Source organism: Bordetella bronchiseptica, assembly GCF_900636925.1.
GTDB classification, from domain to species: Bacteria; Pseudomonadota; Gammaproteobacteria; order Burkholderiales; family Burkholderiaceae_B; genus Bordetella; species Bordetella pertussis.
This window is the reverse complement of the sequence record NZ_LR134326.1, coordinates 4,755,322-4,781,379: the sequence shown is the minus strand read 5'-3', so window position 1 is coordinate 4,781,379 and position 26,058 is coordinate 4,755,322. Positions and strand designations below refer to the sequence as shown.

The 26,058-nt window shown below is 64.7% G+C and carries 26 protein-coding genes, 1 tRNA gene and 1 pseudogene; 20 read left to right on the top strand and 8 right to left on the bottom strand.

The genetic code is table 11. The features are described 5' to 3' along the window. Window positions 1-13 precede the first annotated feature (13 nt). The 7 genes from EL288_RS22315 to EL288_RS22285 all read left to right on the top strand — a co-directional run bounded on the left by EL288_RS22315 (window position 14) and on the right by EL288_RS22285 (window position 6,386). Window positions 14-775 (top strand): SDR family NAD(P)-dependent oxidoreductase, encoded by a 762-nt coding sequence (locus EL288_RS22315; protein ID WP_003807589.1) that lies wholly within the window; start codon window positions 14-16, stop codon window positions 773-775. A 17-nt stretch (window positions 776-792) separates the two neighbouring features. Further along, window positions 793-1,083, top strand: a complete 291-nt coding sequence (locus EL288_RS22310; protein ID WP_003807590.1) for a Dabb family protein — start codon at window positions 793-795, stop codon at window positions 1,081-1,083. Window positions 1,084-1,117: 34 nt separating this feature from the next. Then, entirely contained in the window at window positions 1,118-1,900 is a 783-nt protein-coding gene (locus EL288_RS22305; protein WP_010925782.1) for an SDR family oxidoreductase, read from the top strand. A gap of 15 nt (window positions 1,901-1,915) precedes the next feature. Continuing rightward, on the top strand, window positions 1,916-3,067 hold the full coding sequence (locus tag EL288_RS22300) for an NADH:flavin oxidoreductase/NADH oxidase (RefSeq protein ID WP_033458459.1): 1,152 nt from the start codon (window positions 1,916-1,918) through the stop codon (window positions 3,065-3,067). A 249-nt stretch (window positions 3,068-3,316) separates the two neighbouring features. Further along, entirely contained in the window at window positions 3,317-4,072 is a 756-nt protein-coding gene (locus EL288_RS22295) for a YdcF family protein (RefSeq protein ID WP_033458456.1), read from the top strand. Window positions 4,073-4,406: 334 nt separating this feature from the next. Next, the gene (locus EL288_RS22290; protein WP_003807599.1) at window positions 4,407-4,856 is read left to right on the top strand and encodes a tripartite tricarboxylate transporter TctB family protein; all 450 of its coding nucleotides are present in this window, start codon (window positions 4,407-4,409) and stop codon (window positions 4,854-4,856) included. Between the two features lie 12 nt (window positions 4,857-4,868). After that, window positions 4,869-6,386 (top strand): tripartite tricarboxylate transporter permease, encoded by a 1,518-nt coding sequence (locus EL288_RS22285; protein ID WP_033458454.1) that lies wholly within the window; start codon window positions 4,869-4,871, stop codon window positions 6,384-6,386. 80 nt (window positions 6,387-6,466) lie between these two features. On the opposite strand, the gene EL288_RS22280 is transcribed toward EL288_RS22285, so the two are convergent. Both EL288_RS22280 and EL288_RS22275 read right to left on the bottom strand, forming a co-directional pair. Further along, the gene (locus EL288_RS22280; protein WP_033458452.1) at window positions 6,467-7,840 is read right to left on the bottom strand and encodes a sensor histidine kinase; all 1,374 of its coding nucleotides are present in this window, start codon (window positions 7,838-7,840) and stop codon (window positions 6,467-6,469) included. Beyond that, window positions 7,837-8,550: a response regulator transcription factor gene (locus tag EL288_RS22275; protein WP_015038792.1), complete on the bottom strand. Its 714-nt coding sequence runs from the start codon at window positions 8,548-8,550 to the stop codon at window positions 7,837-7,839. The genes EL288_RS22280 and EL288_RS22275 overlap by 4 nt, the downstream gene beginning before the upstream one ends. Before the next feature lie 437 nt (window positions 8,551-8,987). Between EL288_RS22275 and EL288_RS22270 the strand changes: the two genes are divergently transcribed. Then, complete coding sequence (locus tag EL288_RS22270) at window positions 8,988-9,464, top strand: hypothetical protein (RefSeq protein ID WP_126622035.1); 477 nt, start codon at window positions 8,988-8,990, stop codon at window positions 9,462-9,464. Here EL288_RS22270 and EL288_RS22265 read toward each other — a convergent pair. The 3 genes and pseudogenes from EL288_RS22265 to EL288_RS22255 form a co-directional block, all read right to left on the bottom strand. Beyond that, window positions 9,460-9,573, bottom strand: a pseudogene (locus EL288_RS22265) (IS481-like element IS481 family transposase); the annotation flags it as partial. The gene EL288_RS22270 and the pseudogene EL288_RS22265 overlap by 5 nt on opposite strands. A 98-nt stretch (window positions 9,574-9,671) precedes the next feature. Then, window positions 9,672-10,568, bottom strand: coding sequence for a hypothetical protein (locus tag EL288_RS22260; protein WP_126622034.1), 897 nt, complete (start codon window positions 10,566-10,568; stop codon window positions 9,672-9,674). Window positions 10,569-10,579: 11 nt separating this feature from the next. Then, a complete protein-coding gene (locus tag EL288_RS22255; RefSeq protein WP_126622033.1) occupies window positions 10,580-11,536 on the bottom strand; it encodes a hypothetical protein in 957 nt (318 codons plus the stop codon). Window positions 11,537-11,673: 137 nt separating this feature from the next. Between EL288_RS22255 and EL288_RS22250 the strand changes: the two genes are divergently transcribed. Then, a complete protein-coding gene (locus EL288_RS22250) occupies window positions 11,674-12,564 on the top strand; it encodes an FRG domain-containing protein (protein WP_050486104.1) in 891 nt (296 codons plus the stop codon). Between the two features lie 146 nt (window positions 12,565-12,710). Here EL288_RS22250 and EL288_RS22245 read toward each other — a convergent pair whose 3' ends face one another. The 3 genes from EL288_RS22245 to EL288_RS22235 all read right to left on the bottom strand — a co-directional run bounded on the left by EL288_RS22245 (window position 12,711) and on the right by EL288_RS22235 (window position 14,705). Beyond that, window positions 12,711-13,406 (bottom strand): helix-turn-helix domain-containing protein, encoded by a 696-nt coding sequence (locus EL288_RS22245; protein ID WP_033447363.1) that lies wholly within the window; start codon window positions 13,404-13,406, stop codon window positions 12,711-12,713. A 193-nt stretch (window positions 13,407-13,599) separates the two neighbouring features. Next, window positions 13,600-14,073 (bottom strand): hypothetical protein, encoded by a 474-nt coding sequence (locus EL288_RS22240; RefSeq protein ID WP_033447365.1) that lies wholly within the window; start codon window positions 14,071-14,073, stop codon window positions 13,600-13,602. 556 nt (window positions 14,074-14,629) lie between these two features. Then, window positions 14,630-14,705: transfer RNA gene (locus EL288_RS22235), tRNA-Phe, on the bottom strand. Window positions 14,706-14,960: 255 nt separating this feature from the next. On the opposite strand from EL288_RS22235, the gene hemA reads away from it, so the two are divergent. The 11 genes from hemA (at window position 14,961) to EL288_RS22180 (ending at window position 25,932) form a co-directional block, all read left to right on the top strand. Then, window positions 14,961-16,235: a glutamyl-tRNA reductase gene (hemA, locus tag EL288_RS22230; protein ID WP_003807616.1), complete on the top strand. Its 1,275-nt coding sequence runs from the start codon at window positions 14,961-14,963 to the stop codon at window positions 16,233-16,235. Between the two features lie 86 nt (window positions 16,236-16,321). Further along, window positions 16,322-17,404, top strand: coding sequence for a peptide chain release factor 1 (gene prfA / locus EL288_RS22225; RefSeq protein ID WP_003807618.1), 1,083 nt, complete (start codon window positions 16,322-16,324; stop codon window positions 17,402-17,404). 10 nt (window positions 17,405-17,414) lie between these two features. Next, window positions 17,415-18,227 carry a peptide chain release factor N(5)-glutamine methyltransferase gene (prmC, locus tag EL288_RS22220; RefSeq protein ID WP_033447974.1) on the top strand — a complete coding sequence of 271 codons (813 nt, stop codon included), beginning with the start codon at window positions 17,415-17,417 and terminating at the stop codon, window positions 18,225-18,227. A 37-nt stretch (window positions 18,228-18,264) separates the two neighbouring features. Next, window positions 18,265-18,591, top strand: a complete 327-nt coding sequence (gene grxD / locus EL288_RS22215; protein WP_003807622.1) for a Grx4 family monothiol glutaredoxin — start codon at window positions 18,265-18,267, stop codon at window positions 18,589-18,591. 4 nt (window positions 18,592-18,595) lie between these two features. Further along, complete coding sequence (locus EL288_RS22210; protein ID WP_003807624.1) at window positions 18,596-19,156, top strand: UbiX family flavin prenyltransferase; 561 nt, start codon at window positions 18,596-18,598, stop codon at window positions 19,154-19,156. 241 nt (window positions 19,157-19,397) lie between these two features. Beyond that, on the top strand, window positions 19,398-20,390 hold the full coding sequence (locus EL288_RS22205; RefSeq protein ID WP_003807626.1) for a tripartite tricarboxylate transporter substrate binding protein: 993 nt from the start codon (window positions 19,398-19,400) through the stop codon (window positions 20,388-20,390). A gap of 18 nt (window positions 20,391-20,408) precedes the next feature. Next, the gene (locus EL288_RS22200; protein ID WP_003807628.1) at window positions 20,409-21,404 is read left to right on the top strand and encodes an ABC transporter substrate-binding protein; all 996 of its coding nucleotides are present in this window, start codon (window positions 20,409-20,411) and stop codon (window positions 21,402-21,404) included. Between the two features lie 15 nt (window positions 21,405-21,419). Continuing rightward, window positions 21,420-22,289: an FAD binding domain-containing protein gene (locus tag EL288_RS22195; RefSeq protein ID WP_003807629.1), complete on the top strand. Its 870-nt coding sequence runs from the start codon at window positions 21,420-21,422 to the stop codon at window positions 22,287-22,289. Continuing rightward, window positions 22,286-22,795 carry a (2Fe-2S)-binding protein gene (locus tag EL288_RS22190; protein ID WP_010927446.1) on the top strand — a complete coding sequence of 170 codons (510 nt, stop codon included), beginning with the start codon at window positions 22,286-22,288 and terminating at the stop codon, window positions 22,793-22,795. The genes EL288_RS22195 and EL288_RS22190 overlap by 4 nt, the downstream gene beginning before the upstream one ends. Beyond that, complete coding sequence (locus tag EL288_RS22185) at window positions 22,788-25,169, top strand: xanthine dehydrogenase family protein molybdopterin-binding subunit (protein ID WP_003807632.1); 2,382 nt, start codon at window positions 22,788-22,790, stop codon at window positions 25,167-25,169. The genes EL288_RS22190 and EL288_RS22185 overlap by 8 nt, the downstream gene beginning before the upstream one ends. 43 nt (window positions 25,170-25,212) lie before the next feature. Beyond that, entirely contained in the window at window positions 25,213-25,932 is a 720-nt protein-coding gene (locus tag EL288_RS22180; protein WP_010925793.1) for an SRPBCC family protein, read from the top strand. The last annotated feature ends 126 nt before the right edge of the window (window positions 25,933-26,058 follow it).

Genomic DNA, 26,058 nt, shown 5'->3' with positions numbered 1-26,058 from the left:
GCGAGGCTTGGACATGAATCGTCTGGAAGGGAAAGTCGTTTTCATCACGGGCGGCGGCGCCGGCATCGGCCGCGCCAGCGCGCTGTTGTTCGCCCGCGAGGGCGCCCGGGTGGTAATCGCCGAGCGCGACGCGGACGCCGGCCGGCAGACCGTCGAACTGATCGCCGGGCAGGGCGGGCCGCGCGCCCTGTTCGTGCCGACCGACGTCACCGAGGCCGACAGCGTCGAGCAGGCGGTTGCGCGCACCGTGGCCGAGTATGGGCGCTTCGACGTGCTCTACAACAACGCCGGCGGCTCCACGGTGCGGGACTCCCGCGTGACCGATACGCCCGTCGAGGAATTCTGGGCCAAGATGAAGCTGGACCTGTTCGGCACCTGGCTGGGCTGCCGTTACGGCATCCAGGCCATGATCGACGCGGGCCACGGCGGGGCGGTGATCAACAGCACGTCGATCTTTGCCCTCATCGGCACCCATGGCAAGGATGCCTACACCGCGGCCAAGGGCGCGGTCAGCGCGTTGACGCGCTCGATGGCGGTCGAGTACGCGCAACATCGGATACGCGTGAACGCCGTGGCGCCCGGCGCCACGGCGACCGAGCGGGTGCTCAAGCTGCTCCAGGAGGATGGCGTCACCTCCAAATCGCTGGACGGCCAGCTGTTCGGCCTGGTGCAGCCCGAGGACATCGCCCACGCGGCGCTGTACCTCGCCAGCGACGAATCGAAGTCGACCACCGGCCATATCCTGGCGGTCGACGGCGGCCTCACCATTTCCTGACCGGCACCGGAGACTGCATGTTTCGCCACATCGTCATGCTCGGCTTCAAGCAGCCGTTGACCACGCAGGATCACGATTACATGGTGCAGGCGTGCGCCGCGATACGGCGCGAGCTGCCCGGCGTGATCGACCTGCGCTTCGTCGCCAACGAGGCCGACCGCGGCCTTGCGTATACCCACGCCTTCGTCGGCGACTTCGTCGACGCCGCCGCGCACGAACACTACCAGCGCGCCGCCATCCATGTTCCGCTCAAGCAGCGGGTCATGGAACTGAGCAGCCACCTGGTCGTGCTCGACTGCCGGCTCTGATTGCCGGCCGCGCATCGCAACAAGGAGAGCAGGCATGGACATGCGGTTGGCGGGCAAATCGGTGCTCATCACCGGCGCCTCGCAAGGCATCGGCGCGGGGCTGGCCCACGCCTTCGCCGGCGAAGGGTGCGCGCTGGTGCTCGTGGCGCGCTCGCACGAGAAGCTGCAGGCATTACGCGCCGAGCTGCTGGCGCGCCACGACGTCGGCATCGAGGTGCAGGCCATGGACCTCACCCGGCTCGACAGCGCCGAGCAACTGGCCGCCTCGTACGGCGCGGTCGATATCCTGGTCAACAACGCCGGCGGCATCCCGGGCGGCGACCTCTGGAGCGTGGACGCGCAGCGCTGGCGCGCCGGCTGGGAACTGAAGGTGATGGGCTATGTCGACGTCACGCGGGCGTTCTACCGGCGCATGCGCGAGCGCGGGCATGGCGTGATCCTGAACAACATCGGCAGCGGCGGCGAGAACTACGATTTCGACTACATCGCCGGCACCGCCGGCAACGCCGCCCTCATGGCCTTCACCCGGGCGCTGGGCGGCAAGAGCCTGCGCGACGGCATCCGCGTCGTGGGCGTGAACCCCGGTCCCGTGGCCACCGCCCGCATCGAGACGCTGATGCGCGGCCGCGCGCGCGAGCTGTACGGCGACGCGGAACGCTACACCGAGCTGCTGGCCAGGCTGCCGCTGGGGCGGGCCGCCAGCGTACAGGAGGTGGCGGACCTGTTCGTCTTCCTGGCTTCGCCGCGTTCGGCCTACACTTCGGGAGTCATCGTCACCATCGACGGCGGTATGACGTCGAACAAATCCATCGCCTGAAAGGGGCTGCAAGGCATGAACCAGGAAGCCGAGAACACCAAGCTGTTTGCGCCGTTGTCCTTGCGCGGCGTCGTATTGCCCAACCGGGTGCTCATTTCGCCCATGAGCCAGTACTCCGCCGTCGACGGCGTGGTGCAGGACTGGCACCGTTATCACGTCGCCGGCATGGCGCGCGGCTACCCGGGCAGCGTCATGCTGGAAGTGGCGGCGGTAACGCGCGATGGGCGCGGCACGCCGGGCGACCTCGGCATCTGGAGCGACGATCAGATCGCCGGACTGGCCGAGCTGGCGCGCATCATCGAGGCACACGGCGTCGTGCCCGCCATCCAGATCGGCCATGCCGGCCGCAAGGCCAGCATGCAGCGGCCCTGGGAAGGCGGCCAGCCGCTGGCGCTGGACTCGTCCGATGAGGCCTGGCAGACCGTGGGCGCGTCGGCGCTGCCCATCCAGGACGGCTGGCCGGCGCCCCGGCAACTGGCGCAGCGCGAACTGGCCGGCCTGGTCGACAGCTTCCGCGCGGCCGCGGCGCGGGCCGTGCAAGCCGGCTACCGCTTCGTCGAGGTCCATGCCGCGCATGGCTATCTGCTGCACAGCTTTCTGTCGCCGATCTCCAACCAGCGCGAAGACCTGTACGGCGGTTCGCTCGAGAATCGCATGCGCTTTCCGCTCGAAGTCGTCGCCGCCGTGCGCGCGGCGCTGCCGGACGAGGTGCCGCTGTCGGTGCGCATCTCGGCCGTCGACGGCGTCGAGCACGGCTGGCAACTGGCCGACAGCATCGTGTTCGCCCGCGAGCTGAAGGCCCTGGGCGTGGACCTGGTCGACTGCTCATCCGGCGGCATCCAGGGCTCGGCCACCGCCGGCAAGGGTCCGCAGGCCGTCAAGCGCGGCCCCGGCTTCCAGGTGCCGTTCGCCCACGCCGTCAGGCAGGAGGCCGGCATCGCCACCATCGCCGTGGGCCTGATCGTCGAGCCCGCGCAGGCCGAGGCCATCCTCCGACAGGAGCAGGCCGACCTCATCGCCATCGGGCGCGAGGCCCTGCAAAACCCCAATTGGCCCCTGCACGCGCGCCAGGCGCTGGGCGCCGACCGCGACTACAGCGCCTGGCCGGCGCAGTACGGCTGGTGGCTGCAGCGCCGGCCCAAGGTGGCGTGGGAAGAGGGCAGGTAGCCGATCGGCGATGGCGCTTGCGGCCGGGCCGGTCGCCCTGATCCAGCGTGAGGGATGGCGGACCGGCCTGCACCAGGCGTGCCGCTGCGATCTCGGAATGTCGCCGCCAGGCTCAGGAAACCTCCTCGCCCGCCTCCTTCGATACCGCACGGCATATCGGCCTGCGCCATCCTGCCAGGGGGGGCTGGCGTTGCGCCGCCGCATATCGTAGGGTTTCGGCCTGTCGCCTCGTTCAATGGAGGGGTTCGGATGACGGTCCTGCTACTCATCGTATTGGTCTTGCTTGCCGCCGGTCTCGCCTGGCGCCAATGGCGCCGCGCCAGCAGAATGCTCTACGGCCTGTCGCTGGTGCTGTTCCTCGCGCTGGGTTGCGGTCCCATCGCCGCATGGCTGCTGGATGGCCTGCAATCGGACTACCAGGCAAAGCCGCCCATCGCATGGGGCCAGCGCAACGCCATCGTGCTGTTGGGCGCCGGCACGGAACAAGCCGCGGGCAGGATCGAGCCCGGCATTTTTTCCTATGCGCGCATCGTCGAGGCCGCGCGGCGCTACCACGATTGCAGGAAGGCAGCGGCACAGTGCAAGCTGATCGCGAGCGGCGGCGACGCCGCGTACCACGGCGACGCCGAAGCCAACGTCTACCGCGATCCGCTGGTCGCGCTGGGCGTGGATGCCGCCGATGTGCTGCCCGAGCCCGGCAGCATGAACACCTGGCAGAACGCCCAGTTCACCAGCGCCGTATTGCGGCGCTACGACGCCGACCGTGTCGTGCTGGTGTCCTCGGGCATCCACCTGAAACGCAGCGCGCTTTACTTCGCGCATTTCGGCGTTGCGGCCACGCCGGTGCGCGCCGATTACCTGCACGCGCGGCGGTCCGTGGTCCCGCTTTCGTACAACTTCGCCGTCGCGGATTTCGCGCTGCACGAATACCTGGGCATCGTGCGCTACCACGTCTACAACCTGCTGGGCTGGAATCCCGCGAGGACGCAACCCGGCCAGGCCTAGCGGCAGCATGCGCGTGGCGCATGCTGCCACGCGTCGGCATTCATTCACAGCGGCCCTGCGTCCAACGCGGGATGCCGATCGGCGTGGCTTCGCGTCGGCGCCGGCGCGCAGCGCATTCCGGTGTGGTCAAGGCAATGGCCCGCAGGATCACGCCGCATATCCAGCCCTCGGAATGCGCGGAGATTGGTGGCCGCGCATATGCAGGGCCTGGACATTACCAAAATGTCAGGAAAAGGTAACTTGACGCACGGGAGCTGCCTCACGGACCATCTGCCGTCCAAGCTCCGCATATCAGACCGGAGCTGTATTCGACAATATCCAAGGAGACAATTGCATGCGTAGAGTCGACTACCGGGATTTGATCGGTGGCGGACTGGTCACGCTTGCGGGGGCTGCGGCGATGTACCACTCGTTGACCGCATTCTCTGTCGGCACGGCTGCCCGAATGGGGCCAGGCTACTTTCCCGCCCTCGTAGGCGGCCTGTTGATGCTGTGCGGCGTCATGATCCTGATCCCCGCGCTGCTGCGTGCGGGACCCATGCCCGTCCTCGAAATCAGGCCGCTGTTCTGGGTCAGCCTTTCGGTGCTTGCTTTCGCGCTGCTGGTGCTTTCGTTCGGCCTGGTGCCCGCGATCATCGCGCAGAGTGTCCTCGCCGGCATCTCGGATTGCAAACTGTCCTTGAGGAATTCGCTGCTACTGGCCGGGGGGCTCTCCGTCGGCGCGACCCTGATCTTCAAAGTCGGCCTGGGAGTCATCCTTCCGGCCTTCGCCTGGCCCTGGTAAGAGAAGAAAAAGATGGAACTGTTTGACAACATCATGCTCGGTCTGTCGACCGCGCTCGCCTGGAACAACCTTCTCTGGTGCATCATCGGCGTATCGCTCGGCACGTTGATCGGCGTGATCCCGGGCGTCGGGACCCTGGCGACCATGTCGCTGCTGTTTCCGATCACCTACGTGCTGGAACCTACCGCCGCGTTGATCATGCTGGCTGGCATCTGGTATGGCAGCACCTACGGCGGATCGACAGCCTCGATCCTGTTGAATCTTCCGGGAACGCCGGCCAATGCGGTCACGTGCCTGGATGGGTTTCCGATGGCCAAGCAGGGGCGCGGCGGTGTCGCGCTTCTGATGACGACCGTTGCTTCCTTCTTTGGCGCCAGCGTCGGCATCGTCATGATGATGCTGTTCTCCCCGCTCGTCGCCGAGGTCGCGTTCAAGTTCGGTCCCGCCGAGTACTTCTCGATCATGGCGCTGGGCCTGGTGGCGGCGTCCGTGGTGTCGTCCGGCTCCGCGATCAAGGGCATCACCATGGTCGTCGGCGGCGTGATGCTGGGCCTGGTCGGCACCGATGTCAATTCCGGCGTGGCGCGCTTCGATTTCGGATTTCCCGAGCTCCAGGATGGCGTGCAGATCGTCGCGCTGGCCATGGGCCTGTTCGGCGTCACCGAGATCATCGCCAGCATCAACCATGTCAAGGCGGCCGATCGCAAGATCGACGTCTCGATGAAGGCCATGCTGCCGACCCGTGACGAGATGAAGCGTTCCTGGGGCCCCATGGCCCGCGGATCGGGATTGGGCTCGTTCTTCGGCGTGCTGCCCGGCGTGGGGCCCACCGTGGCGGCCTTCATGGCCTATGCGCTCGAGAAACGCACCTCCAAGACGCCCGATCGCTTCGGCCGCGGCGCGATCGAGGGCATCATGGCCCCGGAGTCGGCCAACAACGCGTCAGACCAGGCATCCTTCATCCCGACGATGACGCTCGGGATTCCCGGCAGCGTGACGATGGCCTTGATCATCGGCGCGCTCATGATCCACGGCATCCAGCCCGGCCCGCAAATGCTGACCGAGCAGCCCGAGATGTTCTGGGGCCTGGTGATGAGCTTCTGGATCGGCAACATCGTCCTGGTGATCCTGAACGTGCCGATGATCGGTCTGTGGGTCCGTGTGTTGACGATTCCCTATCACGTCCTCTACCCGGCGATCGTGATGTTCATCTGCATCGGCACCTATGCGGTCAACAACAACGTCTTCGACGTCTACGCGGTTCTGGTGTTCGGCATCGCCGGCTACATACTGCGGGTGCTCGGCTTCGAGCCCGCGCCGCTGCTGCTCGGCTATGTACTGGGCCCGATGCTGGAGGAGAACTTCCGGCGCGCCATGCTGCTTTCACGGGGTAGCCTCCAGACCTTTATCGAGCGTCCGATCAGCATGTGGGTGCTGCTCCTGACGGTATTCTTGCTGGCGTGGGGCATGTGGAGCAGCCTGCGGCAGCGGCCCGCCGCGCGCATGGCTCCAGCTTCCGGGTCGACCTGATCCGCTGCGGGAGCGCGTGATGGCCGGCTGTCTTCAGCCGGCCATCACGCCTTGAGCCTGGCTCGCATGCTGTGCGAGTCTTAGGGCTTTGACTTTGGGTCCAGCGGCAGCGACACGGTTACCCGCAGCCCTGGTCGGGCATCGGAAAAACCAAGCGTGCCGACATGCAGGCCGACGATGCTCTTGACGCTGGTCAAGCCCAGGCCATGGCCTTCCGAGGATGGATCCGAGCGATAAAAATGCTTGCCCAGATGCTCATACTCGGCGGGTGGGAGCCCGGCGCCATCGTCCGTGATGGTAACAAGTGCGGTACGGTTCTGCCTGGTCACGTCGACCACGACCCGGCTGGCGGCGAACTTCACCGCGTTGTCGATCAGATTGGCAAGCGCGCTGGCGAGCAAGTTCGCGTCGCCATGCAGCGTAACGTTATCCAGCTTCGCGCGAAGTAGCGAGACGCCTTTCTCTTCCGCCAATGTCCCGTACATTTCCAGCACGTCCGCAACGATGACGTCAAGCTCGCAAGGCCTGAAGGAGCGGCGTTGTATGCCGGCTTCCAGCTCGGCAATCTGCAGCAGCTTTTCCAGCAAGACATTGAGACGTTCGATGCTTTCGATGGCGTGCTGGTTGGCATCCAGCACTTCCGCCATGGACACGCCCGGGCGCCGCGCTGTTCGCAGCGCACCGACAATGCGGGTCAATGGCGTTCGAAGGTTGTGCGCAATGGTGTCCGAGATGTGCCTGGCGCTTTTCATCAAAAGCTCAATCCTGTCCAGCATCGCGTTGACGTCGCGGTTGAGCAGGGTGAACTCGTCTTCGCCTGTGGATGCCGAGATGCGCTTGGAGAGCTGGCCGGCGCCAATTTGCTGCGTCGTCTGCCGGATATGGCTGACGCGGCGCGCAAGCTCTCTTCTGAATATGTACGTCCCCAGCAGCACCAGCAGTACAGCCAGCAGAATTGCCGTCGCCGTCGCCCGCCCGATCAACGAGGTGATATCGCCGATCTCGCTGGAGTCATGCCCGACCACCAATGTCTCTCCACCCCCCAGGGTCAGGACCTTCAGATGCCCGCGAGTGGGTACGGCATCGTGGATGATGTCGGCTTCGTAGACTTCGGTATGCGTGGAGTCGAGCGGCAGCGACTCATCCAGATTCCCGGCGATCTTCCTGCCATGCTCATCGAGAAGCAGATAGATCTCCCGGTCGGCGTCGATCCGATCCGAAAGCGTCAGCTCGATCGCCGCTGCAAGCGCATTGCGGCCGCCTTCTTCATAGGCCACCTCCAGGCGTTGCGCGGTCGATGTGATCTGCCGCGTATATTCGGTACGCAAGGCGCCTATGAATTGAGCGTATATGAATACGATCAATATCAAGGTCGTCAGGATCGCCATCAATCCATAATTCAACGTCAGGCGAAAGGATATCGAGTTCCACAGGCGCCTCAGGAAGCAGGTCATGCTTTGTCGAGGTCCATGTTGCCGGGCCCCTGCTTATCGGAAAGGGTGTATCCGGCGCCGCGTACGGTGTGAATCAGCGGGGTCGCCGAGGCAGTGTCTATCTTGCGGCGCAACCGGCTGACCTGGACATCGATCACATTCGACTGCGGGTCGAAGCTGTAGCCCCAGATCGTCTCGAGCAACATCGTTCGCGTCACGATCCGGTGAGCGTGCAGCATGAGATAGACCAATAACCGGAACTCCTGCGGCTGCAGGGATATTGGTCTTCCGGCGCGTTGCACTTTCTGCGTGGCGACATTGACCGACAGATCCGCAATCCGCAGTTCCTTCACGTCCGGATCGGGGCGCGTCCGCCTGACCAGGGCATCCAGCCTGGCGACCAGCTCGGAGAAGGAGAACGGCTTGACCAGATAGTCGTCACCGCCGGCCCGTAAACCGTCAACCCGGTCGTCGACAGCCGACAGCGCGCTGAGCACCAGGACCGGCGTTTTCTTGCCCAGCGCCCGCAGCGTGGAAAGTATCGAAAGGCCATCCACGTTATTGGGCAGCATGCGGTCCAGGATGATGATGTCCCATTGGTCCTTCATGGCATTCTCCAGGCCGCTCGCCCCATCCCCGCTGACGGTAACCATGTGCCCCAGCTCCGTCAGGCCATTGGCGAGATAGCGCGCGTTGGCTTGATCATCCTCAATAAGCAGACACTGCCACATATGCATTTCCAGGTGAGATAAGGGAGAGAGCGAGCGCGTCCCTCGGAGACAGTCGGAATCACGTCCCGGGCGCCATGCCCGTTCCATGCCGCCATCGCAGCCGACGACCGTATCACCCCATGCAAGCCGGCTCAAGATGGCAGCGCCACGGCGATCATGTTCATGGGCCCGGTACTCAAGCAGCGCCCGGGCACGCGGGACGTTTGCGCATGGGCCGTCCGGCAACGCTCGCGCGACACGGCATGCCGCCCTCCAGGGCGGTGCAGGCTCGGGGCCCGTGCCAGCCTGGACGGCGCATGGGCGCGGCAGCGTGGCGTCTCCGGCGGTGCTTGTCGGCCTGCTTCATGACCAAATGGTAATGAAGATGTCATGTTCCCCGGACTGGTTTGGCCTGGCTGCGGCGCCAAGACCGTGGACTTTCCTGAGTCTCAGGATCCATGCAGGGAAAACGCAATGCCGCTGCCACCCTGATACTCTCGAACAGCCTGGGCCAGGGGCCGTGCCTGCTTCGGACGAATGGCATGTGGAATCCTGTGCGCGTGGCCCGTGGCACCTATACGGCGCCGGTCGCCAGCCGGTTCGGCGCGCGGGCGCCTGCGCCCGAGAAGGTCGTCCAGGCCCTGGCCGAGCAAAGCGGCGAGACCGTCGTGCCGCATGGCGCCAGCGCGGCCAATACGCTGGGCCTGACGCAGCCAGGCAAGCAAATGGACGCAAGCGGTGCGGCATCGTCTACCCGGCTGGATAACGCGAGCCGTGCTGCCCGTGATCCAGGCGGCCCTGGCGCACAAATGAAAATGCCCAGCGCAAGGGCTGGGCATCGAATTCTTGGTGGCCTGGGGCGGAATCGAAAGTTCGCCGGAGAGCCACTGTTTAAGCCAATCTCCATTGTTACAAAAAAGTCGGGGTACGGGTGACCCCATAGGCGCGGGCCGCTTCAGGCACACAAACTTGATGGGCGATCAATTGCTGGACCATTTCGAGTCGACGTAGGAAGGTCAATCGGGCATGCTTATGGGTGTTCATCCGGCCGGGCTCCTTGAGTGAACTGGGGGTTTGGCGATTTCCAGTTTCTTAAATCCGGTTCGGATGAACCATGCATACAACCTATTGAATCTTCACAGCTAGCTGGACCCTTGCGAGAGAGAACGGCATAACTCTTCATAGGTCATTCCAGTCGGCCGTCCCAAGGAGTCGACAAACTCGTCAGTTTGATCGCAGATTGCGAGTTGCTCGTCTAAAGCAAAAATATAATGCCTAACTTTAGCTGCGGCTTTTTCATTGGAAGGGTCGACGTATTGACGTACACGTTTTTTTAATTCGTTCAGATTCCGCCTGACGGTGTCGTTGTTTCTTTTCTCCTTTGCTGCGTCGAACTTTGGCATGCCAAAGCCCCCTATGGCGAAGGAGTGGGACAAGTTTTTGAATGGGAAAAGTACCGTCATGTCGCCATCTCGTTTTACAAAGCGGCTAAACATTTCGCGTACACAGGAGTCTGGCTGCTCGGTGATATAAGAAGAGACGCTTGGGTCGACCTCGACAAAGGGCGTACCTTTTTCGTCCGCCTCTTTTTTAAATGCTGTGACACCTGCCTCTTTTTGATATGCGGTGTGATAGCCCGTGCCCATGAACGTGCTGCCCTGATGGTAGATTAGCCCGCGCGTTATATAGCCTCGGACCATCACGCCCTTGGTAAGTAGCATGGTGGCCGCGCCCCAGCAATGATGGATGAGATTAATCACGCCTGCAGGTGAAATCTCGGCGGAGACGATGGCACAGTCGGAAACTTGTGCGATCTCGAAATCCAGTCCCTGCTCGACTCGATTGCTGCACGGACAAATTTGCGGGCCGTGAGCGGCATAAAATTCTTGGTTCTGGCGGTGTTCGAGTTCCGTGAGAAGGTCTTGGATCTCTTCGATGGATCGGCCCTCTTCGCGCTCGGCGTTTTCTATCATGTCCTTGAAGCCAAGGATGTCGATAAAGGCGATGAACTTGTCTTTAAATTGCGGTTTAGCGATCATATTGTCTCTCGTCATCTAGCCACTCCGTCGACAATAGCCGCAAAGCGTTCCAAGCGGGCAATGCTTTCCGCGCTGGCATCCTTCAGATGCCAAATACTTGCGTGCGTATACAGGCTGAACGACGGATTATCGTTCGTTAGGACGGTTGCCGCAGCCACCGAAATCCATAGGCCGTCGCACCGGCCTTCCATCACCGCCTGCTCGAACAAATCGCGGTGACGTTCTATGAACGCCAGATTGAAGCGATCCAAAAATTGCCCTGCGGCAGCTCGATTCGACAGACATAGCAAAGAATCCGTAGGCACGATGTCATCCAGGTTCAAAGCGATCACCCCACCATTCTCGAGCGGACGAAGTTGCTTTCCACCTTTGCGGATATGGTCCTCCACACCTTCTTCGGACCAGACCTTTTTGCATGCCACAGGGTATTCACGGCCATCCAATGCCATAACAATATCCGGGGGATCTTGAAATTTTGCGGCTAGGCCACAGTCTCGTAAGTGGGCTAACAACACAATTTCCCACAGGGCATCCTTGGCTTGCGACGGCTTGCGATTGTCCGGTTGCATAATGCCACTCGCCATTCGCTGCAACGGTTGCTGCACGCTAGGATCATCCTGCACCGTCAGCACGGCCGATGTCAGGCGGTTGACGTGCAATGCGTCTGCGGCCATGCGGTAATGCTGCGCCAAGGATTGAACAAAGGCATCCCGCTCTTTGCCCACAGAGTCATCGAGTTTTGCCAGAAGTTCAGGAATCGTGCCGTTTTCCCATTTCTGATTCAAACCTTCCGCGCGGCGCAGCAACTGATCTAGCGCACTTCCAGACCGCATTCGTACATTTCGCTTGGCTAACACGTCGCGAATCTGCTGTACACGCGCCGCTACTTGCTCGTAAGTGAACACCGAGGCCTCACCAACGTCAGGCAAGGAAGGCATCGAAGAAACAGAAGGGGCGGAGGGAGTCATAGGCATTTACGTAATTGAAAAAAACCTACAGAGCTTCCAAAATTTTACGCAGCCTCGACCGTTCTCTGTCGCATAAAATCACTCTACGATCTCGCAAAATGCCACCAGCCTGCGTGCCCATGCCAAGGAATAACCACGTGATAGCAAAATTCAGCGACATCACCTTGACTGACTATACGCAGTTAGTGAAAGTGGTCGAGCACGCCCACGGATTCGTCTTTCGAGGGCAAGCCGACGCCGAATGGCCGCTCAGCTCCTCTCTCGAACGCGCCATCCAGGACCATGAGCCTCTTATGAAAGGGGCGGAACTCAATGAGTATTGGATGCTGAACGAGTTTCGACAGAAGTACCACCTCTACGCGAATCATTCGCCAGAATACGACAACAAATTCGAGTGGCTAGCGCTGTTGCAGCATCATGGGTGTCCCACGAGGTTGTTGGACTTTTCCAATTCGCCTTATGTCGCGGCCTACTTTGCCGTGGCCGCTGCAAGGCAGGATGCTGCAATTTGGGCCATATACGATATTGAGGCGCGGGAGCGAATGGCGAAGAAGTTTTCTCTCCCCTATGAGCCAGGTAAAAAACTTCGAGACGAAGTAAACAACCTGCATATCGACACTATCAACCAGATAATCGCCAATACCGACAAGCCCTCGCCGAAAGCACATCTTGTATCCCTGTCATCAAATAAGTGGTCCGAGCGCCTTGCCCGTCAACAAGGTGTGTTCTTGGCCCCCGCCGATCTGGGTAAGAGCAATCGCCCCAAGACGTTCATGGATAACCTATATGCCACATTCGTCGACGAACCTATAGAGGACATAGGATTTATTGAGCAGGATGCCGATGCTGTGCTATCGCATCTGGAAATCGAATTTGAGCCTGCCGTCATGTGCCTCAAGATGAGGATTCCCAAATCCTTGCATGGAACCTTTCGCAAGCACTTGCGCATGATGGGCATTACCGATGAAAGCCTATTCCCCGGTTTGGATGGCCTAGCCCGCTCTATGGGACATCGTCTCAGAAAGTAGAGTTTCGATGCCCATCGCGGACGAGCAGCCTTACGCTTTCGTCGAGTCGAGCGTTCTCGATCATCTACAAGCGATGATCGCGTCGGCCTCGGACTGACGCGATCAGGGTTCCGTCCTGCCAATGGCGGGTGCGGCGCCTTCTTCGATTACAACCGGATTTGGCCAGTCTTCGGGGTGGCAAATTGTTCCGGTTCTTTCCCGACCGGGAAACCCACGATATAGGCTACGTTGACCGGCATGGGTGCGCTGTCCGCGTCCATGCCCCATTTCACCTTCATCGTGCGCTCGGCATAGCACAGCGAAACGCCGAGCGTCTTGAGCGTGTCGATATAGGACTGCATGTCGTCATGCACATCGAGTTTCTGCGTTTCGGAGTAGGCATCGACGCAATCCCGGTATTCGCGGAAGTAGTCCACCAGCGCGGCGAAGTTTTCCTCGGCCTCGCGCGGCAGCTCGAAGGCCGGCTCCGACATATCCATCGAGCAGGCTTCCGCCAGCCGGGCCAACTGTCTGCCGGAGGTCAGCGAAATTGCCTTCAACGTGACGTGTTCCCGGTCGAACTTTTCCTTGGCTGCCTTGGCTTCTTCTTCGGACGGGATGGTGAACGGCTTGTTCAGCGCATCGATGTCCTCGAAATCGAAGGCGCGGGCTAGCGCCCGGCGGGTGTCGAGGCTTGCTACCTGCCCGTGTTCAACTCGTTGGATCGTCCGCACATTCAGGCCGGAGATTGCCGCCAACTGCTCCTGGGACCATTGCCGGACTTCCCGGAACAACTTGATGCAGGCGGCTAGTTCCTCGGGCGTCAGCAGGCGGCTTTGTTGCGCGGTGTCGGTGGTGTTCATGTCGTAGCTCCATAGTGTTCGACCGATGGGGCGAAGTATGGGGAACCGGGCGAGAGGGCGACACGACAGGAACCCGACAGTCAGCCGACACAGGCAGACGGTTCGCCGTGAACACGCCAGTACCGTGCACGTCGATCGAAATATCGAAGGTCGCAATCGATTTCTTCACACTGTCTTTCACCTGTCGCCAGAATCAAAGCAAGGGCACGTTTAGCGACGTGCCCGCGATGTGCAGTTGCGTGCTGCCGCAGTCCACGTAGCCAAGTTGTACCGAGGCCAGCCCATTCTCGGCAAACCACGCCTCTGTCGCCGCTTGCAGGCGGTTCATCAAATCGACGACCAGCGGCCAATCCGATTTCTTATCGGAATCCTCTCCGAATAAATCGCCGATGTTGGCTGATGCGATTTTTTGAAGGGCGGTACGTGCCGCATCACTGTCCACGACATGACCGCTGCCTTCCCCGCTTTCCATACCGTCGATCATCTTGGATAGCGCCGTGGAGGCGAGAAAGCGCACAAAGTACGCTGGGGAGTCCGTTGACACGCTGGCCGTCTCAAACTGTGTCAGCCCGCTCGCCGTGCCGGCGTCAACCGCTGCTTGCCGCGTCGGGAAACCCGATATCCACCGGCCGGATGCGTTTTTGTATACGAATGTCTTGTCAGTCATCTCGCGTGGTCCTGTGCGTCGCTACATGATTGGCGGTAGGTTGGGCTGCGGGCTGGCATTTTAGGCGCTCCCCTAAAAAGATGAGTGTGGGCCGATGCCCTCCAACCCCGGCCCCGGCTTCGCGTTGCTGCAGGCCGTTTCATGCACGCAGGGCGGATCTGACCGTGCATTCGTCTGATTTTGCGCGCTGTACGTAGTTCTACGTCTAGCGTGCATTCGATAGCGCGGGCGAATTTGCGGCCACACGAATCGAACGAGGGATACCAGATGGATACCCGTACTGCGTATGCGCAGGAACAGGTTGTCGCCATCGTTGAGGAAATACCCTTTCTCGCCAGGTTTGGCGGCTCGGATTTGTGTCTCAGTCAGCAGTCCCATGATCCCTACCCGTACCCCCAGGGGGCGTTTTTCATGGGATCACTCTAGGGTACGGCCCAGGGTACGGGCAAACGTGGGATGTAACGACACGACTTGGGACATTATGGGTGCGATTTCTCGCCCAAGTCCCTGATACACAAAAGAAAATGCCCAGCGCAAGGGCTGGGCATCGAATTCTTGGTGGCCTGGGGCGGAATCGAACCACCGACACAAGGATTTTCAATCCTCTGCTCTACCGACTGAGCTACCAGGCCAACGAAGTCCGCAACTATACACAAATTTTCGAGTCCGTGCACGCGCGCCGCCCGCTTGTGTGAAAAAAGCCGCGCACTTGCGCAGCGATTGCGCAAAAGCGGCGCACCCCGGGTGCCGTGGCGGGACCGCCGCGTCCGGCGCGCCGGCCGCAGGGGTATAGGGGGCCGGGCAGGGGGGTACGGGGTATAATCCTTGGCGGTCGCTGTTACAAAATTAGCAGCTTTGCGCCGGGCGCTTGCCCATCCCAGCCTTTCATGTCAGTCGCCGTTCTTGCCTTCGGTCTGAATCACACCTCCGCCCCGGTCTCGGTGCGCGAGCGCGTTTCCATGCCCGTGGACTTGGTCAAGCCCGCGCTGGAAGGCCTGCGCGCGACGTTCGGCGGCGCGGTGCGCGAGGCGGCGATCCTGTCGACCTGTAATCGTACCGAACTCTATTGCGCGGCCGAGGGCCAGGTGGCCGAGCATCTGCCGGCCTGGCTGGCCGAGCACAACCGGCTGGAAGCCGCGGCCTTGCGCCCGCACCTGTACCGCCACCAGCACGACGATGCCGTGCGCCATGCGTTCCGCGTGGCCAGCGGCCTGGATTCCATGGTGCTGGGCGAGCCGCAGATCCTGGGCCAGATGAAAGACGCGGTGCGCGCGGCCAACGAGGCCGGCGCGCTGGGCACGCTGCTGCATCAATTGTTCCAGCGCACATTCTCGGTGGCCAAGGAAGTGCGTTCGCAGACCGCCATCGGCGCGCATTCGGTGTCGATGGCCGCCGCCGCGGTGCGGCTGGCCGAGCGCGTGTTCGGCCAGCTGGAAGACGCGCGCACGCTGTTCATCGGCGCCGGCGAGATGATCGAACTGTGCGCCACGCACTTCGCGGCCCAGCGCCCGCGCAGCATGGTGGTGGCCAATCGCACCATCGAGCGCGCCGAGACCCTGGCGGGCCGGTTCTCGGCCCAGACCATGAAGCTGGCCGACCTGACCGAACGGCTGGCCGAGTTCGACGTCATTGTTTCCTGTACGGCCAGTTCCCTGCCCATCCTGGGGCTGGGCATGGTCGAACGCGCCACGCGCCAGCGCCGGCATCGCCCCATGGTGATGATCGACCTGGCGGTGCCGCGCGATATCGAGCCCGAAGTGGGCCGCCTGGACGACGTGTATCTGTATTCGGTGGACGACCTGGGCCGGCTGGTGCAAAGCGGCACCGACGCGCGCCGCGCGGCGGTGGTGCAGGCCGAGGCCATCATCGAGACGCGCGTGCAGGGCTTCATGCACTGGATGCAGTCGCGCGAAGTCGTGCCCGTGATCCGCGACCTGCATCAGGCCGCCGACGACGTGCGGGCCGCCGAGCTCGAGCGCGCGCGCCGCATGCTGGCGCGCGGCGAGTCGCCCGAGGCCGTGCTGGAACAGCTGGCGCACGGGCTGACGCAGAAGTACCTGCATGGCCCGCTGGCCGCGCTCAACCGCAGCGAGGGCGACGAACGCCGCCAGCTGCTGGCCTGGGTGCCGCGCCTGTTTCCCGGCCGCGATTCCCGCCGTTAGCTGCGCGCGCCAGACCCCGCCTTCGCGGCGGGCGTTCGTGCGCCGGGCGTCCGCTTGTGTCCATTCCTTCCTGATACCGAACGCCCATGAAACCGTCCATGCGCAGCCGACTCGAGCAGTTGGCCCACCGTCTCATCGAAGTCGACGCCTTGCTGGCCGAGCCGGAAACGGCGGCCGATATGGACCGTTTTCGCAAGCTGTCGCGCGAGCGCGCCGAGCTGGAGCCGGTCGTCGAGGCGTTCAATGCGTTCCTGGGCGTCGAGGCCGATGTGGCCACCGCGCAGGAGATGCTGTCCGATCCCGACATGAAGGCCATGGCCGAGGACGAGATCAAGACCGGCCGCGCGCGCATCGAGGAGATGGAGGCGGCGTTGCAGTTGCTGCTGCTGCCGCGCGATCCCGACGATGGCCGCAGCCTGTTCCTGGAAATCCGTGCCGGCACGGGCGGCGACGAAAGCGCGCTGTTCTCCGGCGACCTGCTGCGCATGTATACGCGCTACGCGGAAACGCGGGGTTGGCGCGTGGAGATCATGTCGGAGAGCGAGTCGGAGCTGGGCGGCTACAAGGAAGTGATCGCGCGCATCGATGGCGACGGCGCCTATGGCCGGCTGAAGTTCGAGTCCGGCGCGCATCGCGTGCAGCGCGTGCCGGCCACGGAGGCGCAGGGCCGCATCCATACGTCGGCATGCACGGTGGCGGTGATGCCCGAGGCCGACGCGATGTCCGACATCGTGATCAACCCCAGCGATCTGCGCATCGATACGTTCCGCGCCAGCGGGGCGGGCGGGCAGCACATCAACAAGACCGATTCGGCGGTGCGCATCACGCACGTGCCGACCGGCCTGGTGGTGGAGTGCCAGGACGACCGCTCGCAGCACCGCAACAAGGACAAGGCCATGCAGGTGCTGGCCGCGCGCCTGAAGGACAAGGAAATGCGCGAACGCCAGAGCAAGGAGGCCGCCGAGCGCAAGAGCCTGATCGGCTCGGGCGACCGCTCCGAGCGCATCCGCACCTATAACTATCCGCAGGGCCGCGTGACCGACCATCGCATCAACCTGACGCTGTACAAGCTGCAGCAGATCATGGAAGGCGACCTGGACGAGCTGACCGGCGCGCTGCTGGCCGAGCACCAGGCCGAGCAACTGGCGGCGCTGGGCCACGATCTGTGATGCGCGGGCGATGACCTTGCTCAAGGACCTGCTGGCCGACCCGGGCCTGCCCCGGCTGGAGGCGCGTATGCTCGCCGAGCACGTGCTGGGCCGCTCGCGCGCCTGGCTGCTGGCGCACGATACCGACCCGGTCGAGCCCGCGCACGAGGCGGCCTGGCGGCAGCTGGCGGCGCGCCGCCTGGCTGGCGAGCCCATGGCCTATCTGCTGGGCGGGCGCGAGTTCATGGGGCATTGGTTCGCGCTGACGCCGGATGTACTGATTCCGCGTCCGGATACCGAGCTGCTGGTGGAGACGGCGCTGCATTGGCTGCAAGGCCGCGCCGCGCCGCGCGTGCTGGACCTGGGCACCGGCAGCGGCGCCATCGCCGTGTCGGTGGCGCTGGGTTGCCCGCAGGCCGAGGTGACGGCCACCGACCTGAGCGCGGCCGCGCTGGCGGTGGCCGAGGGTAACGCGCAGCGGCTGGGCGCGCGGGTGCGCTGCCTGGCGGGCGACTGGTACGAGGCCTTGCCGGCGCAGGACCGCTACGACCTGATCGTCTCCAACCCCCCCTATATCGCGCGCGAGGACGCGCATCTGGCGCAGGGCGACCTGCGTTTCGAGCCGCGCGGCGCGCTGACCGACGAAAACGATGGGCTGGCGGCGCTGGCGCGCATCGCCGGCGGGGCGCCCGGGCGCCTTCTGCCTGGCGGCGCCATCTGGATGGAACACGGCTGGGACCAGGCCGAGGCGGCACGGGCGCTGCTGCGGCAGGCCGGGCTGCGCGAGGTGCACAGCCGGCGCGATCTGGCCGGGATCGAGCGGATTTCCGGTGGATACCTATAATTGAGCTGTTGAGCTACTTCCCTTTGCGAGCCCCCCTATGAGCGACGTGCAAGAATTCATCCGCGAAACCGTGACGCAGCACCCCGTCGTGCTGTTCATGAAGGGCACTGCCCAGTTTCCGCAATGCGGCTTTTCGGGCCGCGCGATCCAGATCCTGAAAGGCTGCGGCGTCAAGAAGCTGGTGACCGTCAATGTGCTGGAAGACGACGAAGTCCGCCAGGCCATCAAGACGTTTTCCAACTGGCCGACGATTCCGCAGCTGTACGTCGGCGGCGAATTCATCGGCGGTTCGGACATCATGTCCGAGATGAACGAAAGCGGCGAGCTCAAGCAGCTGCTCGATGACTCCGGCGCGACGGCCTGAGTCCATGCGGCGGCTGGTCGTCGGCATCACGGGCGCCACCGGCGCCATCTACGCCGTGCGCCTGCTGCAGGCGCTGCGTGGCGTGTCCGACGTCGAGTCGCACCTGATCGTGTCGGCTTCGGGCGTGCTCAATATCAAGCACGAACTGGACGTGGGCCGGCACGATGTCCAGGCGCTGGCCGACCACGTGCACAGCGTGCGCGATGTCGGCGCCACACTGGCCAGCGGCGCGTTCCAGACCGCCGGCATGGTGATCGTGCCGTGCTCGATGCGCACGCTGGCGGCCGTGGCGCACGGCCTGTCCGATAATCTCATCACCCGCGCCGCCGACGTCACGCTCAAGGAGCGCCGCCGGCTGGTCATGATGGTGCGCGAAACGCCGTTCAACCTGGCCCACTTGCGCAATATGACCGCCGTCACCGAAATGGGCGGCATCATCTTTCCGCCGCTGCCCGCGTTCTACCACCGCCCGGCCTCCATCGAAGAGATGGTCGACCACACCGTGGCGCGCGTGCTCGAACTGTTCGACATCGAAGTGCCGGGCCCGCACTGGGCCGGCATGTAGCGCGCCCCGTATCCGCCCGCGCCCGTACCGAAGCCTGTCCCCGTGGGGCAGGCTTGTTTGCGTCTGAGCGCGAGAAGCCGCGGCAGGGAATCCCCCGATATTGACACCGGACAATTATTCAGTACTATGCGCAATTAATTCAGTGTACTGAGTAGAAGCATAGAAGCACCTGGCTGTTTGTTGTTCCGATCAAGATCCAGCCGCCCGCATTCTGCGGGCGGCGGCCACAAGGGGAATACAGATGCAACGCCGTCGTTTTCTAGCCAAAGTCGCCCGCATCGCCGCCGCTGTCGGCGTCAGCGCCTGTGCCGCGAACGGTTCCTTCGCCGCCACCGGCGACTTCCCGAACAAGCCGCTCGACATCATCGTCACCTTTCCGCCTGGCGGGGGGACCGATATGCTGGCGCGTCTGATCGGCAACTATCTCACCGAGAGCCTGGGGCAGACCGCCGTGGTCGAGAACCGGCCGGGCGCCAGCGGCAACGTGGGCGCGCGCCTGGTGGCCGACCGCGCGCCGGACGGCTATTCGCTGCTGATGGTCAACAGCTCGTTCGCCGTCAATCCGGGCGTGTTCCGCAACCTGCCGTTCGATCCGAAGAAGGACTTCGCCGCCGTCATCAACGTGGCCTATGTGCCGTCGGTATTCGTGGTGCCGGCCGGCTCCAAGTACAAGACGCTGGGCGAGCTGATGGCCGCGGCCAAGCAGACCAACACCCAGGTTACCTACGGCTCGTGCGGCAACGGCACGCCGCAGCATCTGGCCGGCGAGCTGCTCAACGTCAGCGCCAAGACGCATATGGTGCACGTGCCGTACAAGGGCTGCGGGCCGGCGCTCAACGACGTGCTGGGCAGCCAGATCGGCCTGGCCGTGGTGACCGCCTCGAGCGCGATTCCCTTCATCAAGGCAGGCAAGCTGCAGGCCTTGGCGGTGACCTCCAAGGAGCGCTCGGCGCTGCTGCCCGAGGTGCCCACGGTGGCCGAGCAGGGCGTGGCCGGGTACGAGCTGAACCAGTGGCACGGCCTGCTGGTGCCGGGCGCCACGCCGATGGCGGTGCGCCAGAAGCTGTACGACGGCATCGCCAAGGTGATGCAGCGCGATGACGTGCAGAAGAAACTGGCCGACCTGGGCTACAGCACCGCCAGCGACGGCCCGGAAGTGTTCCAGAAAATGGTGGAAACCGATATCGACCGCTTTTCGGCGCTGACCAAGCAGATCGGCCTGAAAGTGGACTGACCCCTGGGAGATGCAAGCATGAGCAGCAAACTGAAGATCAGCCTTTCCTGCGGCGACTACGATCGCACGCGCGCCTTGTTCGACGGGCGCGCGCCCATCGAGGGCTGCGAGGTCACGGCCGTGCCGCTGGAGCCGGAGGAGGCGTTTCATCGGGCCTTCCGCTACCACGAGTACGACGTCACCGAGATCTCGATGAGCAGTCATATGATGACCACGGCTCGCGGCGACAACGAATACATCGCCATTCCGGCGTTCCTGTCGCGCGTGTTCCGCCATTCGGGCATTTATGTGCGCACGGACCGCGGCATCGACACGCCGCAGGACCTGCGCGGCAAGACCATCGGGGTGCCCGAGTACCAGATCACCGCCAACGTGTGGATCCGCGGCATCCTGGAAGACGCCTATGGCGTCAAGCCGCAAGACATCAAGTGGCGCCGGGGCGGCATCGAAGAGCCAGGCCGCGGCGAGCGGGCGCCGATCGAACTGCCCGACGGTATCGACCTGCAGCAGATTCCCGACGACAAGACCCTGTCGGACATGCTGGAGGCGGGCGAGATCGATGGCTATATCGGTGCGCGGGCTCCCTCGTGCTTTCTGCGCGGCGCGCCCAACGTGGGTCGCCTGTTCAACGACTACCTGAAGACCGAGCAGGATTACTTCCGCGAGACCCGCATCTTCCCCATCATGCACATGGTGGGCATCCGCAGGTCCCTGGTCGAGCAGAACCCCTGGCTGCCGGTCAGCGTCTACAAGGCCTTCCTCAAGGCCAAGATGCTGGCGGTCAAGGAGCTCAACGAGATCTGCCACCTGGCCGTGACGTTGCCCTGGATGGTGCACCACTACAACGCGGCGCGCGAACTGATGGGCGACGATTACTGGCCGTACGGGCTGGATGCCAATCGCCATGTGATAGAGACCTTCGCGCGCTATCACTACGGCCAGGGCCTGTCGCGCCGCCTGGTCAAGCCCGAGGAGCTGTTCGCGGCCTCTTCGCTGGACTTGTCCAAGATCTGAGAGGCAGCCCGAACCATGAAAGCGCCGGCCTTGCAGTATCACGCGCCTGCTTCGTTGCCGCAGGCCCTGCAGTTGCTCAGCGAGCACGACAATGCGCGCGTGCTGGCCGGCGGCCAGTCGCTGGTGGCGATGCTGAACATGCGGTTCGCGTTTCCGGACTGCCTGATCGACATCAACCGGGTTCCCGAGCTGGCGTACATCCGCCACGAGCAGGGCGAAGTCTGCATTGGCGCGATGACGCGCCAGCGCGAGATCGAGTTCTCGCCGCTGGTGGCGCAGCATTTGCCGCTGTGGCGCGAGGCGGTGCTGCAGGTCGGCCATCGCCAGACCCGTAACCGCGGCACGGTGGGCGGCAGCCTGTGCCAGCTGGATCCGTCGGCGGAGATCCCGACCGTGGCGCTGGCCATGGACGCGACCCTGTCGGTGGCCAGCGTACGCGGCACGCGCACCCTGGCGATGGCGGATTTTCCGGCCGGCTACATGACGCCGGCGCTCGAACCCGACGAAATGCTGGTCGGCCTGGCGGTGACGCCATGGCCGGCCGGCCATGGCCATGCCTTCGTGGAGTTCGCGCGCCGCCATGGCGACTTCGCCATTGTGTCGGTGGCGGTGCTGCTGCTGCTCGACGACGCCGGCTGCGTGGCGCGCGCCTCGATCACCCTGGGCGGGGTGGCGGCCACACCCGTGCGCATGGCGCAGGCCGAAGCCGCGCTGCTTGGGCAGCCGGCCGAGCCCGCCACGCTGGCGCGGGCGGCGGCGCTGTGCGCCGCCATCGACGCCAAGGCCGACAGTTATGTGCCGTCGTGGTACCGCCAGCGGCTGGCGCGCGTGTTGACCGAGCGCGCCCTCACGCAGGCGGTGGCGCGCGCCAAGGAAAGCGAATGAGCGATATCACCGAATCCACCGCGCAGCACGTTTCGTTGACGGTCAACGGGCGCGCTTGCGGCGGTTGCGCCGAGCCGCGCATGCATCTGGCCGATTTCCTGCGCGGCGAGCTGGGGCTGACCGGCACGCACATCGGTTGCGAGCACGGGGTGTGCGGCGCCTGTACCGTGCTGGTCGATGGCTATTCGACGCGCAGTTGCCTGATGCTGGCGGTGCAGGCGCAGGACAGCCGGGTCGATACCATCGAGGGACTGGCCGGCGAAGACGACGCGCTGCATCCGATCCAGCAGGCGTTCCATGAACTGCATGCGCTGCAATGCGGTTATTGCACGCCGGGCATCCTGATGTCGGTGGCCGAGCTGCTGGCGGCCAACCCTGATCCCGATGAGGTGCAGGTGCGCGACGTGCTCTCGGGCCACCTGTGCCGCTGCACCGGGTATCAGAACATCGTGGCCGCGGTGCTGCGCGCGGCGCAGCTGATGCGCGCGGAGGCCGGTCATGACTGATGCGACAAGCCCCGGACTGGGCCGCAGCGCGCCCCGTATCGAGGACGATGCGCTGCTGCGCGGCCAGGCGCGCTTCCTGGACGATATCGAGGTCGAGGGCGTGCTGCATGCCTGCTTCGTGCGCAGCCCGCATGCCCATGCGCGCCTTGTCTCGATCGACCTGTCGGCCGCCCGCGCGGTGCCGGGCGTGGCCGCGGTCTATGGGGCGCGCGACCTGTTCGGCCAGTTGACGTCCTGGCGCATGCCGCTGGGGTTCCCGCTGGCGGCGCTGCCCGATGACACGACGCCGTTCGTGCTGGCCGAGCGCGAGGTGGCGTTCGTCGGCGAGGCCATCGCGGTGGTGGTGGCCGACAGCCGCCACATCGCCGAGGACGCGGCGGCGCGGGTGGCGATCGAATATGAAGTGCTGGGAGCGGTGGTGGATTGCCGCGATGCGTTGCGGCCCGATGCGCCGCTGGTGCGCGGCGAGCTCGCGTCGAACATTCTGCAGCAGTACACGCTGGCCTATGGCGACTGCGAGACGGCTTTCGCGCAGGCGCACCGGGTGCTGGAAGACGATTTCTGGGTGCATCGGGGCTGCGCGCATCCCATGGAAGGGCGCGGCGTGCTGGCCCGCATGGACCGCGCCACCGACACGCTGACCGTGTGGTCCTCGACCCAGATGGCCCACGAACTGCATTACACGCTGGCCCTGATGCTGGGCCAGCCCGAGGACCGCCTGCGCGTGGTGACGCCCGACGTGGGCGGCGGGTTCGGCGCCAAGTTCATGATTTATCCCGAGGAAATGGCGATTCCCGCCGCCGCGCGCAAGCTGGGCCGCCCGGTCAAGTGGGTGGAGGACCGGCGCGAGCATTTCACGACCTCGATCCAGGAGCGCGACCAGTACTGGAAGGTGGCGATGGCCATCGACGACCAGGGCCATGTGCTCGGCATACGCGGCAACTTCGTGCACGACAACGGCGCGTATACGCCGCAGGGCACCAATGTGCCGTACAACGCCGCCTCGTCCATGACCGGCCCCTACGTGGTGCCGGCGTTCTCGCTCGATGTGAGCGTGGCCTATACCAACAAGGTGCCGGTGGCCACGGTGCGTGGCGCGGGATATCCGCAGGCGGCCTTCGTCATGGAGCGCATGATGGACAGGGTGGCGGCCGAGTTGGGCATCGACCCGGGCGAATGCCGCCGCCGCAACCTGATCGGCCCGGCCAAGATTCCCTACACCAAGCCGTTGAAGTCGCGCGCGGGAATGCCGCTGACCATAGACAGCGGCGATTTTCCCGCCCTGCAGGCATGCGCGCTGCAGGCGTCCGATTATGACGGCTTCGCGGTGCGGCGCGATGCGGCCCTGGCGCGCGGCCGCTGGCGCGGCATCGCGGTGGCAAACAGCGTCAAGCCCACCGGGCGCGGCCCGTTCGAGGTGGCGCGCGTGCGCGTCCAGCCGTCGGGCCAGGTGTCGATCTACACCGGCGCCCTGGCCATGGGCCAGGGCATCAAGACGACGCTGGCGCAGATCTGCGCCGGGCACCTGGGCGTGCCGGTCGCGGCGGTCGAGGTGCAGGCCGGCGATACCGCCTACGTGGGCTACGGCATGGGCGGTTTCGCCAGCCGCCAGGCCATCATGGCCGGTTCGGCGGTCGACCAGGCCGCCGCCCAGGTGCGGCGGCAGGCGCTGGAGACGGCGGCGGCGGTGCTCAAGGCCGAGGCCGAAACGCTGGAACTGGCCGATGGCGAAGTGCGCGCGCCCGACGGACAGTCGGTGTCGCTGGCGCGGCTTGCCATGCTGCGCAAAGGGGTGCCGGGCTATGCGCTGGTCAGCCCGGGCGATCCCGGGCTGGACGCCACCGCGTACTTCCACTGCGACGCGCAGACCTACGCCGGCGCCTCGCATGTATGCGAGGTCGAGGTCGACCCCGCCACCGGGGCCATAGAGATCGTGCGCTATGTGGCGGCGCAGGACAGCGGCCGCATCATCAATCCGCAACTGGCCGAGGGCCAGGTGCACGGCGGGGTCGTGCACGGCATCGGCAATGCCTTGTTCGAGTGGATGGGCTATGACGCCGCCGGCCAGCCCCTGAGCACCACGTTTGCCGAATACCTGCTGCCCACCGCGCCGGAAGTGCCGCCCATCGAGGTGGTGTTCCAGCCCTCTCCCACCCCCTTGAACCCGCTGGGCGTCAAGGGCGTGGGAGAGTGCGCCACCATTCCGGTGGCCGCGGCCGTGGTCGGCGCCGTGGAGCACGCCGTGGCCCATTGCGGGGTGCGCGTGACCGAGTTTCCGCTTACGCCGGTGCGACTGCTGGAGCTGCTGACGCAGGCCGAAGCGCGCGCCGCCGCGCCTACTGATTCAGGGGAGTTTGTCGATGGAGTTCACTAACACCTTCCATGTGCCCTTGCCGCTGGACGAGGCATGGCAGTTGATGCTGGATGTGCCGCGCATCATGCCCTGCCTGCCCGGCGCGCGCCTGACCGAAGTGCTGGGTCCGGACAAATACCGGGGTTCGGTGACGGTGCGCCTGGGGCCGATCAAGCTGGGCTTCGAAGGCCAGGCCGAACTGGTGCGCAAGGACGAAGCCACGCACACTGCCTGGCTGCAGGGTTCGGGCATGGATCCGAAGGGGCGCGGCTCGGCCAAGTCCGAGTTCAGCTTCGCGTTGACGCCGGCCGCCCATGGCGGCACGGACGTCACGGTCAATACCCAGCTGGCGCTGTCGGGGGCGGTGGCGCAATACGGGCGCGGCAGCGGCATGATCGCGGAAGTGGCCGCGCAGATCCTGGGACAGTTCGAGCAGAACCTGGCGCGCTCGCTCAGCGGCGAGGCGCAGCAGGGCCCGGTGCAACCGGCTGGCGCCATGCCCGCCCGGCCCGGGTCCGCGGCGCCTGTGGCCGCGGCCGCGCCCGCGGGCAGCGCGGTCAGCCCGGATGCGCAGGCCGTGCTGCTGCAGGCGCAGGCGGTATTGAGCCAGGCGCAGGCCGTGCTGGCCATGGCCCAGGCCAGCCTGGCGCGTCCCGCTCGCGGCGCGCCGTCGCGGGCCGCCGCGCCCAGCGCCGAGCTCAACATGCTGGGCATAGGCATGCGCGCCATGTGGGCGCGCGTCCGTTACACCGTGGGGGGTTGGTTCGGCCGGCGCGAGAGCTGATCGCACGGGCGCTTGCCCCATTCCGATATGCGAGGCGCCTGTCCCGCGTGGGGACTGGCATCCGCGGCAAGGTGTGCCTGTCCCCGCTGGGACAGGCACACGAACGGTTGACTGCCAAGACGGTAT